15 protein-coding genes are annotated in these 14,800 nt (G+C 61.8%); 7 read left to right on the forward strand and 8 right to left on the reverse strand.

Annotated elements, in window-relative coordinates:
- Positions 1-16 precede the first annotated feature (16 nt).
- Positions 17-1,048 carry a dipeptidase gene (locus tag ACP7AP_RS07800; protein WP_426033638.1) on the forward strand — a complete coding sequence of 344 codons (1,032 nt, stop codon included), beginning with the start codon at positions 17-19 and terminating at the stop codon, positions 1,046-1,048.
- Positions 1,049-1,137: 89 nt separating this feature from the next.
- Here the strand turns inward: ACP7AP_RS07800 and ACP7AP_RS07805 are convergent, their stop codons facing one another.
- The gene (locus tag ACP7AP_RS07805; RefSeq protein ID WP_426033639.1) at positions 1,138-2,061 is read right to left on the reverse strand and encodes a serine hydrolase; all 924 of its coding nucleotides are present in this window, start codon (positions 2,059-2,061) and stop codon (positions 1,138-1,140) included.
- Between the two features lie 111 nt (positions 2,062-2,172).
- Between ACP7AP_RS07805 and ACP7AP_RS07810 the strand changes: the two genes are divergently transcribed.
- The 5 genes from ACP7AP_RS07810 (at position 2,173) to ACP7AP_RS07830 (ending at position 6,481) form a co-directional block, all read left to right on the forward strand.
- Positions 2,173-2,544, forward strand: a complete 372-nt coding sequence (locus tag ACP7AP_RS07810) for a hypothetical protein (protein ID WP_426033640.1) — start codon at positions 2,173-2,175, stop codon at positions 2,542-2,544.
- 54 nt (positions 2,545-2,598) lie between these two features.
- Positions 2,599-3,987, forward strand: coding sequence for a PepSY-associated TM helix domain-containing protein (locus tag ACP7AP_RS07815; protein ID WP_426033641.1), 1,389 nt, complete (start codon positions 2,599-2,601; stop codon positions 3,985-3,987).
- Between the two features lie 90 nt (positions 3,988-4,077).
- The gene (locus ACP7AP_RS07820) at positions 4,078-5,004 is read left to right on the forward strand and encodes a 3-keto-5-aminohexanoate cleavage protein (protein ID WP_426033642.1); all 927 of its coding nucleotides are present in this window, start codon (positions 4,078-4,080) and stop codon (positions 5,002-5,004) included.
- A complete protein-coding gene (locus ACP7AP_RS07825; RefSeq protein WP_426033643.1) occupies positions 5,001-5,471 on the forward strand; it encodes a GNAT family N-acetyltransferase in 471 nt (156 codons plus the stop codon). The genes ACP7AP_RS07820 and ACP7AP_RS07825 overlap by 4 nt, the downstream gene beginning before the upstream one ends.
- A complete protein-coding gene (locus ACP7AP_RS07830) occupies positions 5,468-6,481 on the forward strand; it encodes a histone deacetylase family protein (protein ID WP_426033644.1) in 1,014 nt (337 codons plus the stop codon). The genes ACP7AP_RS07825 and ACP7AP_RS07830 overlap by 4 nt, the downstream gene beginning before the upstream one ends.
- A gap of 69 nt (positions 6,482-6,550) precedes the next feature.
- On the opposite strand, the gene ACP7AP_RS07835 is transcribed toward ACP7AP_RS07830, so the two are convergent.
- From ACP7AP_RS07835 to ACP7AP_RS07850, 4 genes are all read right to left on the reverse strand, one after another.
- The gene (locus ACP7AP_RS07835; protein ID WP_426033645.1) at positions 6,551-7,132 is read right to left on the reverse strand and encodes a histidine phosphatase family protein; all 582 of its coding nucleotides are present in this window, start codon (positions 7,130-7,132) and stop codon (positions 6,551-6,553) included.
- On the reverse strand, positions 7,129-8,709 hold the full coding sequence (locus tag ACP7AP_RS07840) for a N,N-dimethylformamidase beta subunit family domain-containing protein (RefSeq protein WP_426033646.1): 1,581 nt from the start codon (positions 8,707-8,709) through the stop codon (positions 7,129-7,131). The genes ACP7AP_RS07835 and ACP7AP_RS07840 overlap by 4 nt, the downstream gene beginning before the upstream one ends.
- Positions 8,703-9,677 (reverse strand): type I glyceraldehyde-3-phosphate dehydrogenase, encoded by a 975-nt coding sequence (locus tag ACP7AP_RS07845; RefSeq protein ID WP_426033647.1) that lies wholly within the window; start codon positions 9,675-9,677, stop codon positions 8,703-8,705. Before ACP7AP_RS07845 ends, ACP7AP_RS07840 begins: the two co-directional genes overlap by 7 nt.
- Positions 9,678-9,824: 147 nt before the next feature.
- A complete protein-coding gene (locus tag ACP7AP_RS07850; RefSeq protein WP_426033648.1) occupies positions 9,825-10,640 on the reverse strand; it encodes an IclR family transcriptional regulator in 816 nt (271 codons plus the stop codon).
- Positions 10,641-10,887: 247 nt separating this feature from the next.
- Between ACP7AP_RS07850 and ACP7AP_RS07855 the strand changes: the two genes are divergently transcribed.
- On the forward strand, positions 10,888-11,112 hold the full coding sequence (locus ACP7AP_RS07855) for a hypothetical protein (RefSeq protein WP_426033649.1): 225 nt from the start codon (positions 10,888-10,890) through the stop codon (positions 11,110-11,112).
- 494 nt (positions 11,113-11,606) lie between these two features.
- Here ACP7AP_RS07855 and ACP7AP_RS07860 read toward each other — a convergent pair whose 3' ends face one another.
- From ACP7AP_RS07860 to ACP7AP_RS07870, 3 genes are all read right to left on the reverse strand, one after another.
- Positions 11,607-11,846, reverse strand: coding sequence for a hypothetical protein (locus tag ACP7AP_RS07860; RefSeq protein WP_426033650.1), 240 nt, complete (start codon positions 11,844-11,846; stop codon positions 11,607-11,609).
- Positions 11,847-11,926: 80 nt separating this feature from the next.
- On the reverse strand, positions 11,927-12,499 hold the full coding sequence (locus ACP7AP_RS07865; RefSeq protein ID WP_426033651.1) for a YjbF family lipoprotein: 573 nt from the start codon (positions 12,497-12,499) through the stop codon (positions 11,927-11,929).
- Between the two features lie 2 nt (positions 12,500-12,501).
- On the reverse strand, positions 12,502-14,607 hold the full coding sequence (locus ACP7AP_RS07870) for a YjbH domain-containing protein (RefSeq protein ID WP_426033652.1): 2,106 nt from the start codon (positions 14,605-14,607) through the stop codon (positions 12,502-12,504).
- Between the last annotated feature and the right edge of the window lie 193 nt (positions 14,608-14,800).

Genomic DNA, 14,800 nt, shown 5'->3' on the forward strand with positions numbered 1-14,800 from the left:
CGGGCAGATGGGTAAAATGTCAGACTTTTCAATCTTCGACGGGCACAATGATCTGCTCTCCTGCCTGTGGGCAGAAAAATCCTTCTCGGGTGAGGCATTTTTTGACGGACGCGATGGCGACCTTGATCTGGCGAAATGCCGTGCAGGCGGCTTTGCGGGCGGGTTTTTCGCAGTTTGGGTGGGCGGAGAGCCGGGAACCGGGCCTGATCCGATGGCAACGTATCGGGAATTTCCGGCGATTGATGCCGCGCGGGCAGAGCGGCAGACGCTGGAGCAGATTGCGATTTTGCTGCGGATGCAGCGCGCGCGGCCAGATGCGATCCGGCTGTGCCGCTCGGTGGCCGAGATCGCCAGCGCCCGGGCCGCAGGAGCGATTGCGGCGATCCTACATATTGAAGGCGTTGAGGGGATTGCCGCAAATCTGGACGCTTTGCATGTTTTCTACGCGGCAGGCCTGCGCAGCCTTGGTCCGGTGTGGAGCCGCCCGAACATTTTCGGCCATGGCGTGCCGTTTAACTGCCCTGCCAGCCCGGATACCGGGCCGGGGCTGACCGAGGCGGGGCTGCGGTTGGTGCAGGAATGTGACGCCTTGGGAGTGCTGCTGGACCTGTCGCATCTGAATGAGGCCGGGTTTTGGGATGTGGCGCGGGTGTCTCACAAACCGTTGGTCGCCACCCATTCCAACGCCCATGCGGTGACGGCTTCGACCCGCAACCTGACCGACAAACAGCTTACGGCAATCAAGGCCAGCGGGGGATTGGTGGGGTTGAACTACGGCTGCGGCTTCATCCGGCAAGACGGGGTCAAGAACCCGAGCACAGGACCCGAGGATATGTTGCGTCACCTTGACCACCTGCTGGCGCATCTGGGCGAAGACGGCGTGGCTTTGGGGTCGGATTTCGACGGCACGATGATCCCGGATTTCATCAGCGATGCCAGTGGCTTGCCAAAGCTGACGGCGGCAATGGAGGCGCATTGCGGCGCGGCTCTGACCGAGAAGCTGTGCTGGGGCAACTGGCAGGGTTTGTTGGCACGGGTGATCGGCTGAAGCCAAGACTGCCGAGAACACGACTGCGCTTTGGTCATCCTCTCTGCTCAAATATCCCGGGGGTGAGGGGGCTGGCCCCCTCTGCAAGGTCAGACGTGCGTGATGTTCTCGGTCATCTGCCAGATCAACCGCCCGATTTCCGGGAAAGCCTGCGGATGGGTCTGTGCCATGCCTTGCCCTTGGGTCGTCAGCACAACGATCAATGGTTTGCGGCCTTCGGCTTGCAACCGCGCCATGTCGTGCTTGAACCAAGAGGTTTTGGCATCGCCGGTCCACAGGTTATGCCCGGCCTTTGACCAGATTTGAACGTCCTCCGGCAGATCGCCACCGAGATATTCCGTCAGTTGATAGGCCGGGTTTGCAGCGTCGGCGCTGGCTTTGTCGCGCCGCAAGATCGCTTGCGCGCGGGCTTTTGACGGCGGCGACAGCGGCAGGGTGCCGTCGAACAACTCCCACAGCAGCCGTGCGGCGGCGAGGGGGGTGAGGCGGTTGAGATGCGCGCCCTCGGCCCCTGCAAACTGCGCCTCGCGCCCGTAACGGGTGTCGTCCATCAACTTTTGCGCGATGCTGCAGCCCTGCCATTCCTCCCAGCCCAGCGCCCAGAAGAAGCGGTTGAGCCGTTCGCGCTTGTTGACCCAATCAAGATATTCCGCGCCATGCAACAAGGTGTCACCGGTGGTGCCGGTGATCAGGTCGATGGCGTAGTTGGTAGCCCCATTCGACGACCAGCGGATCATGTCGCGCAAGGCCCGATCCATCTCGCCATGCGGAGCGATGCGGGCGTCTTCCAGCAGCGCAAGCGCGTGGATCAGGTGGAAAGTTTTCACCAGCGAGCAGGGATAGACCAGACTATCACCGCGATGGGCAAAGCCTTCAGGGCCGTCGGTACCTTGGGTGATCAGAACAAGGCCGAAGCTTTCAGGATCAAGCCCCTGTGCTGCGTGCAGGCGCATCAGCGCCGAGGTGATGCTGGCCCCCAGCGCCGACCAATCCGGGGTTTCGGTGAAGAACATGGCCGACCTCCTGTTTTGCCGCAGCTTAGGCGGCGGGGGGCGGAAAGAAAGCCCGCAAACACGCGCTTGCATGGCTTGATCTTCGGGCCTGTGATCGGTTAGCCACAACGGATGATCCGCTTTGCCCGCCAGTTTACCCAAAACGTGTTGGTGCTGCTTTTGGCAGTCGCCTTGGCTGTGTTGGGCTTTGGCCACCGCATGGCGCTGCACGATCCGGTCGATTTAAGCGCGTATGCGATGCCGGACGGGACCCTGCCGGAACTGTGCCACGATGGCGGCACGCCGGACCACGGCCGGAAAGATCAAGCCCCCTGCCCGGTCTGTCGGATCATCGCGGCGGTGGAACTGCCGCCGGTCATCACCCTGCCCTCGGTGCAACTGGAACCTGTCGCCGTGGTCTGGCCGGATGTGGCCTTGGCAGATGTCAGCACCCACATGCAGCGCGCGCCGCCTGCGCGGGGGCCGCCGACTGTCCTGATCTAAGCGCAACCTGCGGGCTCTGCCCGTTTCCTTGGCTTTTTTCTGGGATGATCCCTTATGTCTGACACTTCTGCTGCGCCTTCGGGCGTCAACAAACTCTACTTCGCGGTCTGGCGCTGGCACTTTTACGCCGGGCTTTATGTGATCCCTTTTCTGATCATGCTGGCCGTCACCGGGATTGTGATGGTCTGGTTCACCGCCATCGCCCCGGAATATGGCGAGCGTCTGGTGGTTGCGCCGCAGGCGCAAACCCTGAGCATCACCGATCAGGCCAGCGCTGCACTAGCGACCCATGCCGAGGGTAAAATCGGTCAATATATCGCGCCGCATGATGCGGCGACCCCGGCAATTTTCCGCGTCGATCTGGCAGACAGCCAGCGGATGATCGCTGTAGACCCCTACACGGGGGCCGTGCTGCGCGACATCAAGAATGGCGCAACATGGTACACCTTGGCCAATGACATCCACGGCACGCTGCTTATCGGCGATCTGGGCGATCGGCTGGTGGAGATTGCAGCCTCGCTGGGGTTGCTGCTGGTGATCACCGGACTGTATCTGGTCTGGCCGCGCAATGCGGCAGGTTTGCGCAGCCTTCTGCTGCCGGATTTACGCGCCAAGGGGCGGGCTTGGTGGAAATCTTTGCATGGCGTGCTGGGGTTCTGGATTTCGCTGGGGCTGGTGTTCTTCCTGATCTCGGGCCTGTCTTGGGCGGGGATTTGGGGCGAGAAATATGTGCAGGCTTGGTCGACATTTCCGGCGACGAAATGGGACAATGTGCCGCTGTCGGATAAGCGGCATAAGGACATGAACATGACCGCCGATGACACTGTACCTTGGGGGTTAGAGCAGACACCGATGCCTGCGTCAGGCTCGGATGCCGGTGTGACGGGGCTTGCGATGGGGGTTCCGGTTAGCTTGGAAAACATTGTGGCCCTGGGGCGTACGATTGGCTTTCAGGGTCGCTTTCAGGTGGCTTTACCTGCCGATGACGGCGGCGTCTGGACCTTGAGCCAAGATTCCAACAGCTATGACGGGCCTGATCCCACCGCTGACCGCACCGTGCATATCGACCAATACACCGGCAAGATTTTGGCCAGCGTGGGGTTTGCCGATTACGGATTGGCGGCGAAGTCGATGGCGGTGGGCATCGCGCTGCACGAGGGGCAGTTGGGGCTGTGGAATGTGGCGCTTAACATCGCGTTTTGCGGGGTCGTGGTGTTTGTCTGCGCAAGCGGCGTGGTGATGTGGTGGAAACGCCGCCCGATCGGTGTGCTGCGGTTGGCAGCACCCACGATGCCTGCGGGTGTTCCATTGCGCGGTGTGGCGGTGATAGCCTTGGTGCTGGGGGTGGCGTTTCCAATGCTGGGGCTGACGCTGGCAGCGGTGCTGCTGGTGGATTTTGTGGTGTTGCAGAACCTGCCCAAGGTGAAGCGCGCGTTCAGTTGACGCATCGGTCGCGGCGGCGATTTCCTGCCGCGACCACGCTCTGGCAAAGGCGTTGGCTTCGTGGCAGGGTAGCGGCTGCGGAGGGTCTTCATGTCAAAAATCATCATTTCCTGTGCGATCACCGGGTCGATCCACACGCCGTCGATGTCGGAATTTCTGCCCGTGACGGCGGCGCAGATTGCAGCGCAGGCGATTGAGGCATCCGAGGCGGGGGCGGCGATTTTGCACCTGCACGCGCGGGTGCCGGAAACCGGGCGGCCCTCCAGCGATCCGGCGCATTGGGCGGGGTTTCTAGAGGCGATCAAGGCGGGGTGCGATGGCGTGGTGAACATGACCACGGGTGGGTCGGCGGTGATGAACTTGGCGCAGCGGCTGGCGGCTCCGATGCAGTTTCGGCCCGAGATGTGCAGCTTGAACATGGGGTCGATGAATTTCGCTTTGTATCCGATGGCGGCGAAGATCACCGCGTGGAAATACGACTGGGAAAAGCCTTTTTTGGAAGGATCAGACGATCTGGTGTTCAAGAACACCCCGCGCGATATAGCGTTTGTTTTGAACGAGATGGGCGCGCAACGCGGTGCGCGGTTCGAGTTTGAATGCTATGATGTCAGTCACCTGTATATGCTGAAGCATTTCGTGGATCGCGGGGCTGTGCAGGCCCCGCTGTTCATCCAGTTTGTGTTTGGTGTGCTGGGCGGCATGGCGGCGGACCCCGATATGCTGATGCTGATGAAGCGCACGGCGGATAGGCTGTTCGGCGACAGCTATCAGTTTTCTGTGCTGGCGGCGGGGCGCAATCAGATCCCGATGGCCGCGATGGCGGCGGCGATGGGCGGACATGTGCGGGTGGGGTTGGAAGATAATCTTTACCTGTCGAAAGGCGTGCTGGCACGGTCCAACGCCGAACAGGTGCGGCAGATCCGGGGCATCGTGGAAGCGCTCGGGCGGGTTGTCGCCTCAGCCGCTGAGGCGCGGGCGATGCTGGGGCTGAAGGGTGTGGCAGAGGTGGCGTTTTGATCGGCTATCGTTTGGCTGTAGCGGCGGATGTGGCATTGATCCATGCGCTGCTCTCAGAGATGGCTGAGGCAGAGGGCGGGGTGATTGGCGGCGGCACCGAGGGATTGTTGCAGCACGGCTTTGGGCCAGAGCCGCGGTTTCGGGTGGTGCTGGCAGAGGAGCATGGCGTGACGCTGGGATTTTGTCTGTTCCTGCCGGAATATTCCAGTTGGCGCGGCGCGATGGGGCTGTTTGTGCAGGATGTGTATCTGCGCCACGCCGCGCGCGGCAAGGGGATGGGGCGGGGCTTGCTGGCGGCGGCTTTGGCCGAAGCGCAGGATTGGCAGCCGGCGTTCATGGCGTTGATGGTGAAGCGCAGCAATGTTCTGGCGGTTGGATTTTACCAAACTTTGGGCTTTGCTTTGCGCGATGCCTCGGACCCATTCATACTTGAGGGAGAGGGCCTAACGGCCCTGATGCAGCCATGATCACAGTGTTTGACGATGCGCAGCGGGCGCATGATCCGCAGTTTTTCTTGTCTTCCGGCGCGCGCAAAGCCTGCCCCGAGCAGCCCGCGCGGGTAGATGCTTTGCTGGGCGCAGTGCGGCGGATGGCGGGTGCGGTGGTGCAGGCGCCGGATGCCGGATTGGCCCCGATTTTGGCGGTGCATCCGCAGCGATATGTGACGTTCTTGCAGGGGATTTATGAGCGGTGGCAACGGATTGAGGGCGCCTCGGCTGAGGTGATCCCAAACGTGCATCCGGCCAGCCGTTCGGACGGCTATCCGCTGTCAGCGGTGGGTCAGGCGGGATTTCACATGACCGATACCTCGTGTTCGATTTCGGCGCAGACTTGGGGTGCCGCCTACGCTTCGGCGCAAACAGCGGTGCATGCGGCGGATTTGGTGTTGGGTGGCGAGCGGTCGGCTTACGCGTTGTGTCGACCGCCGGGGCATCATGCTTTTGCGGAACTCGCAGGCGGCTTTTGCTATCTGAACAACTCGGGGATTGCGGCGCAAAGGTTACGCGATGCCGGGCGACGGGTGGCGATTTTGGATGTGGATTTGCACCACGGCAACGGCACCCAAGGCATGTTCTACGCGCGCGGCGATGTGCTGACGGTGTCGTTGCACGCCCATCCAGAGCGGTTTTATCCGTTCTTTTGGGGCTATGAGGGCGAGTTTGGCGAAGGGGATGGCGTGGGTGCCAACCTGAACCTGCCTTTGACGCGTGGCACCGAGGATGCGGGGTTCTTGGGCGCGCTGGCGCTGGGCATTGAAAAGGTTCAGGCATGGGGCGCGGATACATTGGTGCTGGCGCTGGGCTTGGATGCGTTCGAGGGCGATCCGTTTGCCGGGCTGATGGTGACCACGCCGGGTTTTGCCGCGATTGGGCGGGCGGTGGCGGCGATGGGGCTGCCTGTGGTGATCGTGCAGGAGGGCGGGTATTTATGCCCGGAGTTGGGGGATAATCTGGAGGCGGTGTTGCGGGCCTGGTAACGCTCGACGCTCCCTTACGGGCGCTTCTTGCTATAGCGATAAGGCCTGACAGGGGCGCAGAGCGGCGGGTCAGGCTGGGATTTCGGTGATCGTATTGTCTGCACTGAGTGCGTAGAACGCGTCTTGTGCGACGGAGAGTTTATGACTGTCAACCTCGGACAGGCCCGCCCATTGCGCCCGGATCACCCGGCTGACGACAGCGTGGGCGACGATGATTTTAACCGGGGTGGGATCGGATTGGATGTCGTGCAGCGCGGCTTGCAATCGGGCGGCGAAGATCGCGTAGGTTTCGCCATCGGGGGAGTGGAACCACCACGCCTCGGGTGCCACAGAGGCGCGCAGGCCGGGGTGGGCAGTGTCGATCTCAAGGTCGGTTTTGCCATCCCATGATCCCATGCCGATTTCCATCAGGCGGGGGTCGAGGGTGATCGGGGCGTGACCGAGTTCGGCGGCGATCAGGCGGGCAGAGTGGTACGCGCGGCCTAACGGGCTGGCGAAGATGCGGAAATCGGCCAAGTTCAGGCTGGCAAGGCGGCGGCCCATCGCAGTGGCCTGCGCTTGCCCCATTGCGGTGAGGTTGCTGTCAACCTGCCCCTGGCGGCGGCCGATGGCGTTAAACTCGGTCTGGCCGTGGCGGCAGAGGTAGATCATGCCCAATCGCCCAGCAGGATGTTGCGGGTAACCTGCTCGACGGGTCGTTCGCGGGCGATCAGGCCCGCCACCCATTCACAGGAGGCCGCGTTGAACACCGCCCCGCTGCCCCGACGATATTCAGCCATGCAGCCGTTGCCACGGGAGGCGCGGGCGAGGTTTTCCGGGGTGAGGCCACCGTAAAGCCGCAAAGCGAGGTCTTCAGCGTCGCCCGTCCCGATGAAGAGGTCGCGGTCTTGTGGGCCTGTCGCGTGCGACAGCGTGGTGGCGGGAGAGAGGCCTACGATCGTAAGCGCGCCTTGCAGACCCGCGTTTTCGGCAGCGAAGGGCAGGCCGTGGGTCATGGTGTAGTCGATGCCATCGACCTCATAGCCGAAGATTTTTGAGGCCGCGCCCAGCACGTCGCCATAGCCGAGGCCAGAGCCTTTCAACGCCCAATGTTCGGGGCGGTAGATTGCGAAACCACCCGAACCGTGGGCGGCACAGCGGCTCCATCCGGCGTAGACGCCTGCCGATCCGGTCAGTCCCATGCTGGAAGTGGCGGGGCGGTTGATGGCGGGATGGTCCCAGTAGCTGGTCAGGCGGTTGGTCTGGGCCAAGGGATCGGCGGTCTCAGCCGTGGTTTTGAAACAGGTTTGGGTGGTGAGGTCGTCGGAGAGCCGTATCTGCCAGAAGAAATTTCCGGCAAAGCGGGCGAGGCGGCCGCCTTGATCCAGCCATGCGTCGAGATGGTCGCGCATCTCCCATGCCCAGTATTCGTCATGGCCCACGATCAGCACGCGGTCGTAGCCGTTCAGCGCAGCGGGGTCGCGCTGCAGGTCGTGTTGGGTGGTATAGTCAAGGGCGATATTTTGCGCCTCGCACCAGTGGGCGAACGGGCGCTCAAACGCGGCCCAGCCGGAGGAGGCGTATTTCTTCGAGATGCCTTTGGCGCGGGCGTAGTCCATATGCGGGTAGCGCGGCTTGGTCAAAAGCGGCGAGGCGTGCGGGATGCGGGGGGCGTCATTGGGCCAAGCGACAAAGCCCTTAGCCCACGGTCGCTGGGTGCTGACATGCGGGGCGAAGTCGCCTTTGGCGGGGCTGGTCAGGCCTTGGTAGTGGTTCGAGCCTCCCCAATCGTTGTAGGCGCACCACGTACCCGTTGCCAGCAGCATCAGGGTTTTTGCGCTCGGCATCAAGGGCTTAAGCACAAACAGGCCTTGCGACGAATGGCCGGGAATGGTGACAGTGAGGGTATAGACACCGCTTTGCCAATCATCGGGGATGGTCAGGCGCAGGGCTTTGGGCCAATGGCAGCCGTTCTCGGATGCGTCAAACGGGGTGGTGGCGAAGCTGATTTTCAGCGTGGTTTTCAGCACGCTTTCGGGGTTCAGGCCTTCACGTGCGATGGTCAGCTGTGCCTCAGATGCGCTGGACATCGCGTGTAGGATCAGGATCTCGCCGGGGCTGTAGGACAGGGCGGAGCTGTATATCCAGACCTGCGGGCGCGCACGATCATCGCTGGCGGTCTCGTAATAATGCCCAGTCACCGCATCGCCGTCATCGGTTGGTCCAGCGGTGAAAAAGCCTTTCAGCATTGCGCCATCCGGGAGGCGATATCCAACATCCGGTTGGAAAAGCCCCATTCATTGTCGTACCAACCGAACACCCGCAGCATGCCGCCGCGTGTTACGCGGGTCTCTGGCAAAGCCATCACGATGCTTTCGGGGCGGGCGCGCAGGTCGGTTGAGACAAGCGCTTTCATGGTTGAACCGATCACCCCGCCTGCCCCGGTCAGCGCCGCATTGACCTCGGCCACCGTTGTCGCGCGTTCGGTCATCACCGCCAGATCAACGGCGGACACCGAAGCGGTTGGCACGCGGACCGCCGAGCCTTCAATCCGGCCGGCGATCTGCGGCAAGACCTGATCCAGCAGCCGCTGCGCTGAGGTGGTGGTCGGCACCATTGACAAAGCGGCGGCACGCGAACGGGCAAAGTCGGCGGCGGGCGCGTCCACCGTGGGCTGACTGCCGGTATAGCAGTGAATCGTGGTCATCGAGCCTGTCACTACTCCCCAATTCTCATGGATCAACCGGGTCAAGGGAGCCAAAGCGTTGGTGGTGCAAGAGGCATTGGAAACGATCTGCTGGGTAGCGAGTTGCGCCTCATTCGCGCCCAAAACCACGGTCAGGTCAGCAGCTTTTGATGGCCCCGAGATCAGCACTTTGCGGGCACCGCCGCGCAGGCCGCGCGTGGCCATTTCGCGGGCATCCGCACGGCCCGTACATTCCAGCACCACATCAACGCCCTTCAACGCAAGGCTGGAAATATCGGGCGTGCGATGCAGCGGGATCGACAGGCCGTCGATCACCAAACTGGTGCCGTCAAGGCTGACTTGCCCCGGCCAAGGCCCAAAAACCGAGTCGAATTCAAACAGATAGGCGCACATCTCGGGTGCAGCGATGTCGTTGATGCCGACAATCTTTGTACCCGGAGCCGCCCCCTTCAGCGCTGCACGCAAGACCGAGCGGCCAATGCGACCAAAGCCATTGATGAACAGGTTCATGGGCTTGCCCTTTCTGACGATTGGGCCAAGTCAGATCACGGGTTCGGGCGTCGATCAATGGGGGCGACGGGGTTTTGATCAAATAATTGGCGCGCCCGGGGTGACAAAGAAGCGCTCCGCGCGGGAGTATTTCAAAAAGAGCAAGGGCTAGGGGCGTTGGCCGCCGGTGGCTTCGGTGATCTGGTCAGCGCTGGCGCGCACAAGGCTGCCAAAACGGGTGGCGTCGGACAGGCCCAGGCGGAAGGTGGGGCCAGCGATGCTGATGGCGGCGACTGGTTCGGCGAAGGCGTTGAAGATCGGGGCAGCAACACCGCGCATGCCTTCGGCGCGTTCCTGATCGTCGATGGCAAAGCCGCGCTCGCGGGTGCGAGCGAGGTCGCGACTTAGGCTTTCCGGGCTGGAGAGCGAGAGGGTGGTGGCGCGGGTCATGCCTTTGCGTTGCAGTATTTCTTCTGTCTTTTCCGTTGCATACCACGCCAACAGCGCCTTGCCGGGGGCGCAAAGATGCATCAGCCCGGTGCTGCCGGGGGGGAAGAAAGCGCGCAGATCGGCGGTGGCTTCAACTTGGGCAAGAAACAAGACCTCGCCCGCAGCCTCAATGCCAAGGCTGACGGTTTCGCCGGTGGCGTCGCGCAAAGCCTCCATCGGGGCGCGGGCGCGTTCGGTGATTTTGGTGCGCTTCAGAAAGGCCGACCCGGCGCGGAAGGTGCCAGGGCCGATGTGCCAGACTTGGCCGGGGTCTTCGGCCTCGACCATGCCGTGACCTTGCAGCGTGACAAGAGCGCGGAACACCGTGGCGACGGGCAACGCGCTGCGTTCGGCGAGTTCCGACAGGGTCATGCCCGTGCTATCCGCCAGCAGTTTCAGCAGACCAAGCGCGCGGTCAAGCGCTTGGACGGTGTTCTGCTCGGTCTTGTCGGTGGTGGATCTTGGGCGGCCGCGCAGGCGGGGTGGGTTCGACATGGGACGGCCCTTCTGCGCGGCACCGCAGCGGGGCCGGAGTGAAAATAGGATGCAGATGCAGCGTAGCATGGATTGTGGCGTTGAAAAAAACTTTCGACTCTTGCGCGACAGGTGGTGGAGGTTTGGGTTTTCGGTAGATCTGCGCGCGGATCAGCAAGAAGACCGCAGATAGATTTCAGCGGTTTAGAGCTGGGCTATGACATTCCGGCGCTGCCGCGGCCGGGGATGGGGGGGGGCGGCGGGGGGTGTGCCCTGTCTGCTGCTGGATTTGGAGGCGTTGGAGCGCAGTATCGTCAACATGGGTGCGCGGGCTTTGGGATTGAGGGGGAGTGAGGCAGTTGTGGAACTGGCGAGGGCGATTGAGGCGACGGAGCGGCCGCGGTTTACCGGGGTGCTGGCCTATCAGGCGGCGATGCTGCATCTGACTTCGTTTGCGGATCGCAAGCCCGCGATTGAGGCGGCGGTGGCTTAGGTTCGTGCGCTGTATCGGCGCTGCGGGGCAAGGGGTATTGAAGGCCTGTCCACGCGTGGACAGGGGGTGCGCTACATACAGATCAATGGGTTACAGATTAGCGTTCAGGAATTGTTAAGCTTTTGGCCAGGCTGATAGCTTGGCAGGTGGGACGGCATCTGTCGGGCGTTGGCGCGCATTGAAGCTTGATCGGGGGCGTTTTGCGGGGGCGGTTTACGGTTGCAGCATCAGGATCAGGCATAGGTCAAAGCGGGGCAGCGTTGCGCTGAAACGCAAAGCGCTGGCTGTCGCTTGCGCCGAACCAACGTCCGATAGTTCTGCTTTTGAGAAAATCTAAGCCGCTGTCCGTGGCGGTTGCCAGTTCATGTGACTGCCTGATGCCGCAATGTGCAAACCGCCAGCATGGCGGTGCCGCCGAAAAACAAAACGCCCAAGCAAAGCTTGAGCGTTTCGTACTCCATACGACCACCCGGTAAGGGGGCAGTAAGTATTTCTTAGTTAGCTGCCGCGCCACCGTTAGTGTTCGAGCTGGAGTTGCTGTCGTTCGACAGAAGCGCGCCAACAACCACGACGCCAGCAATGACAGCCCAGAGCGGAGTAGCCGAGGACGAGCTGCTTTCTTCGACGACGACGGGAACAGGCTCAACGATCGGGTCAACAATCCCGCCAGCGAAAGCTGCCGAGGAAGCCAGAACAAGCGCGGAACCAAGTGCGAACGAGGTGATTTTTTTCATTGGAAATACTCCGGTTGGATGGACGGTCTCAGCAACCATACAGTGAGAAGGGGTAAAAGAAAAGTCTGACACAAGAGAAATCAGCCATCTTTTCGCTCAACCGCGGCATATCCGACACCCTGCGACACCCATTGCCGCGATTTGCTTATAGAACCAGCAGAATCGAACCAATATCGGTTAAGAATCGTGCCAATATCAGCTGTGCAGGCCTCGGCTATGGCATTTCCGACGGCGGCATCCCGCTCAACCGTGCAGGTGAATACATGCCGAATCGTCGTATCAGTGCCGTCAATGTCGTAATAGCTGCGCTGATGCGCGGCCCCTGCGCGCAAGGCCGCAGGGCTGGGCGCATCGGCGGACATCAGATCGCGGCCAATGCCACGCGTGCCAATCAAAATACCATTGCGCAAAAACACTTGCGCACCACCCTTCGAGGCATAGATCGTGACGCCGTCGCGTTGGCTGATCTGCGACATAGGGAATTTGATACCGCGTGACACCAGCGTCAGCCAGATCTGCGGTGCGCCAGCGGCGGGTTTGACTGCTGGCGACGCCGTTGGCCCCAGCAACTTGCTGGCTGCGGTTTTTACTGCCGCCGCATTGCAGGCGGCGAGCGAGACGACTGCGGCTAAGGTCAACAGGCTGCGGCGCAAGATCATCTCCAGAACCGCCCCCAGGCGGCGTCAAGGTCGGTTTCCTGATATTGCCGGACCGTGTCATACAGCCGGCCATCGACATCCAATCGCGCGCCACCATCGCGCAACAACGGCCGCACTGTCACTTTCGATACCTTTTGCGTCTGCCCCCCGGTGAAGAAGCTCATCGGCAGCGAAATGCGGATGCCTTTGTCGAACGAGCCTTCGCCATAGGTGTCAAACGGCACATCGGTCAAGGTGGCGAAAGCGCCGACTTTGATGCCATTGGCAAATTCGCGGTCGAGCGCAAGCGTTGCACCATAATCGCCGGCAAGGTAGCGGCCAACGTCCAACTGGGCGTGATAGCCGCCGCCGAAGCTGTAATAGCCCGAGATATGGCCGGTGACGATGCTGTAATCCCGAAAGCCGAACAACTGATCATAGTCGCGCTGTTGCACATAGTTGATCTCGGCCCCCAGAGCATAGGGCTTGTCGGGTTGTTGCCAGAGCAATTCGCCCGAGATGCCGCCATACATCCGCTCCAGATAGCCCACGGTGATACGGCTATAAAGTTCGGGGGCAGGCTTGGCATACCAAGCCAGCGTTAGCCGTTCAACGGCAGGGTCGCCCTCAAGCGTGTAAAGGTTGGAATCGCTGCGGACATGCGGCAGTTCGCTGTTTGACGGGAAGGTCGATCGCTCAATCCCCTTGTAAATCGGCTTGGCGATAGAGGTCGAAATCACCCATCCGGGGGCAATATCATAGCGGGCGGTCAGGCGGATGCCGACATTGGCTTGCAGAGGCTGGCCGGGATCAAACAGGCTGGTGGCGACATAGGGGGCAAGGCCCCATTTGAAGCGCGGATACAGCCCGTTGGTGCGGATGGCACCTTCCGGCAGGGCTGCGGCCACGGGCAGGATCTGCACGCGTTGATCCATCGCGAGGTCTGCACCGGGGGCAAATTCCAGTGCCTCAAGATCGGCGCGACGGATCACGACGTTTGACAAAGGCACGCCCTGCGCCATGGCAACGATTTCAAAGCTGGACACCGAGGCGGGCATGGTGGCGGCCAGTGCGCGGGCGGTGCGGCCAATGGCTTGCGGCGCGTTGTCCAGCCGGGTGTTGCGGATGCGCAGATGCACGCGATTTGCGCTGATCGCCATGCTTTCGATTGTGATGCCGTCGCGCGCGAGGATGGCTTGGGTCTGATCGCGCATCGCAGTTTGGGTGCCACGGTCGGTGACCCAGTTCGGCCCCCAGCTTTTGGCGGCAGCACTTGCAGTGACGGGCAGCGGGCCGGGGCCACTGGAGCCGCCGCGCGGGTTTTTGAATGGGTCGAGCGCCAGTTGCACCGAAAAGCCGATCTTGGAGCCGTAGAGCGAATATAGGCCCAGCCGGATGTTGGCTTTGGTGGTGTATTCGACGCCGAAGTTGAACGGAGAGTTATGCTCAAACGTGGCGCGGTTCTCGGCTTCTTCGACATAGGCGTCAGAGGAATACTCGGCCTTGAGCGACCATTGCTCGTTCACCTTCCACTCAACCCCGGCGAAGGGCGCCATCTCACCCCGGAACCATTGCCCGGTGCGCAGAGTGCCGCCCTCGCCGAAATCGACCTTCGGGCGGTCGCCAAACGGCGAGCCGATGCTGCCGTAGCTGCCATAGCGACCCCAACCCAAGCCAGCTGTGACTTTCACGCGGTCGCCGAAGGTCTTGGTGGCGGCGATATATTCGCCCGACTGCACGCCGGTGCCGATGATGTCTTGCAGACCGACGGTGATCGCCGGGATATAGCGGCCTTCCGAGGTCAGCTGATAGCGCACATCAAAGCTGCGGTCGGAATAGGTGGTGATGCCATCTTCCGGCGGGTTGAACCAGTCTTTCACCGAGGAATAGCGAAAGCTGCCGGAGAGGCGCGGCGTGATCTGGAATGACAAAGTGGTGCGGCCAATCGGGCCGAATTGCGATTTCACCGCTGATAGCGTGCCGTCGCTTTGCTGCTCGCCCGAGGGCATGTCGATCAGGCCGGTGACGCCGGAAAACCCAAGGCTGGGGCGCATTTCGGCTTGCACAGGCAAAGCAAATACACCGCAGAGCCCGCACAAAACCAGATATTTTGATCGCGTCATGCCTGCCAACCCCACCCTGTGCGCCCAGTAGTTTGGACACCTTGCCTTATTGATAGGCGAAATTTTTTGCAAACACCATCAAAGCGACAGTAAAATAACGTCCATGTGGTGTGGATGCCGATGCCGTTTGGCGATACTTCCCGCCGCGGTTGCGACGAGAATTTTCCGCGCGGCGATGCGCAAACCCATGCTC

This window comes from Cypionkella sp. TWP1-2-1b2 (assembly GCF_049896245.1).
In the GTDB taxonomy this organism is placed as follows: Bacteria; Pseudomonadota; Alphaproteobacteria; order Rhodobacterales; family Rhodobacteraceae; genus Cypionkella.

Bases quoted from the DNA above. Each gene is read 5' to 3' on its own strand.
- ACP7AP_RS07800 (WP_426033638.1), top strand. From the start codon at position 17: ATGTCAGACTTTTCAATCTTCGACGGGCACAATGATCTGCTCTCCTGC.
- ACP7AP_RS07850 (WP_426033648.1), bottom strand. From the start codon at position 10,640: ATGTCGAACCCACCCCGCCTGCGCGGCCGCCCAAGATCCACCACCGAC.
- ACP7AP_RS07845 (WP_426033647.1), bottom strand. From the start codon at position 9,677: ATGAACCTGTTCATCAATGGCTTTGGTCGCATTGGCCGCTCGGTCTTG.
- ACP7AP_RS07835 (WP_426033645.1), bottom strand. From the start codon at position 7,132: ATGATCTACCTCTGCCGCCACGGCCAGACCGAGTTTAACGCCATCGGC.
- ACP7AP_RS07815 (WP_426033641.1), top strand. From the start codon at position 2,599: ATGTCTGACACTTCTGCTGCGCCTTCGGGCGTCAACAAACTCTACTTC.
- ACP7AP_RS07830 (WP_426033644.1), top strand. From the start codon at position 5,468: ATGATCACAGTGTTTGACGATGCGCAGCGGGCGCATGATCCGCAGTTT.
- ACP7AP_RS07840 (WP_426033646.1), bottom strand. From the start codon at position 8,709: ATGCTGAAAGGCTTTTTCACCGCTGGACCAACCGATGACGGCGATGCG.
- ACP7AP_RS07870 (WP_426033652.1), bottom strand. From the start codon at position 14,607: ATGACGCGATCAAAATATCTGGTTTTGTGCGGGCTCTGCGGTGTATTT.
- ACP7AP_RS07860 (WP_426033650.1), bottom strand. From the start codon at position 11,846: ATGAAAAAAATCACCTCGTTCGCACTTGGTTCCGCGCTTGTTCTGGCT.
- ACP7AP_RS07820 (WP_426033642.1), top strand. From the start codon at position 4,078: ATGTCAAAAATCATCATTTCCTGTGCGATCACCGGGTCGATCCACACG.
- ACP7AP_RS07810 (WP_426033640.1), top strand. From the start codon at position 2,173: ATGATCCGCTTTGCCCGCCAGTTTACCCAAAACGTGTTGGTGCTGCTT.
- ACP7AP_RS07805 (WP_426033639.1), bottom strand. From the start codon at position 2,061: ATGTTCTTCACCGAAACCCCGGATTGGTCGGCGCTGGGGGCCAGCATC.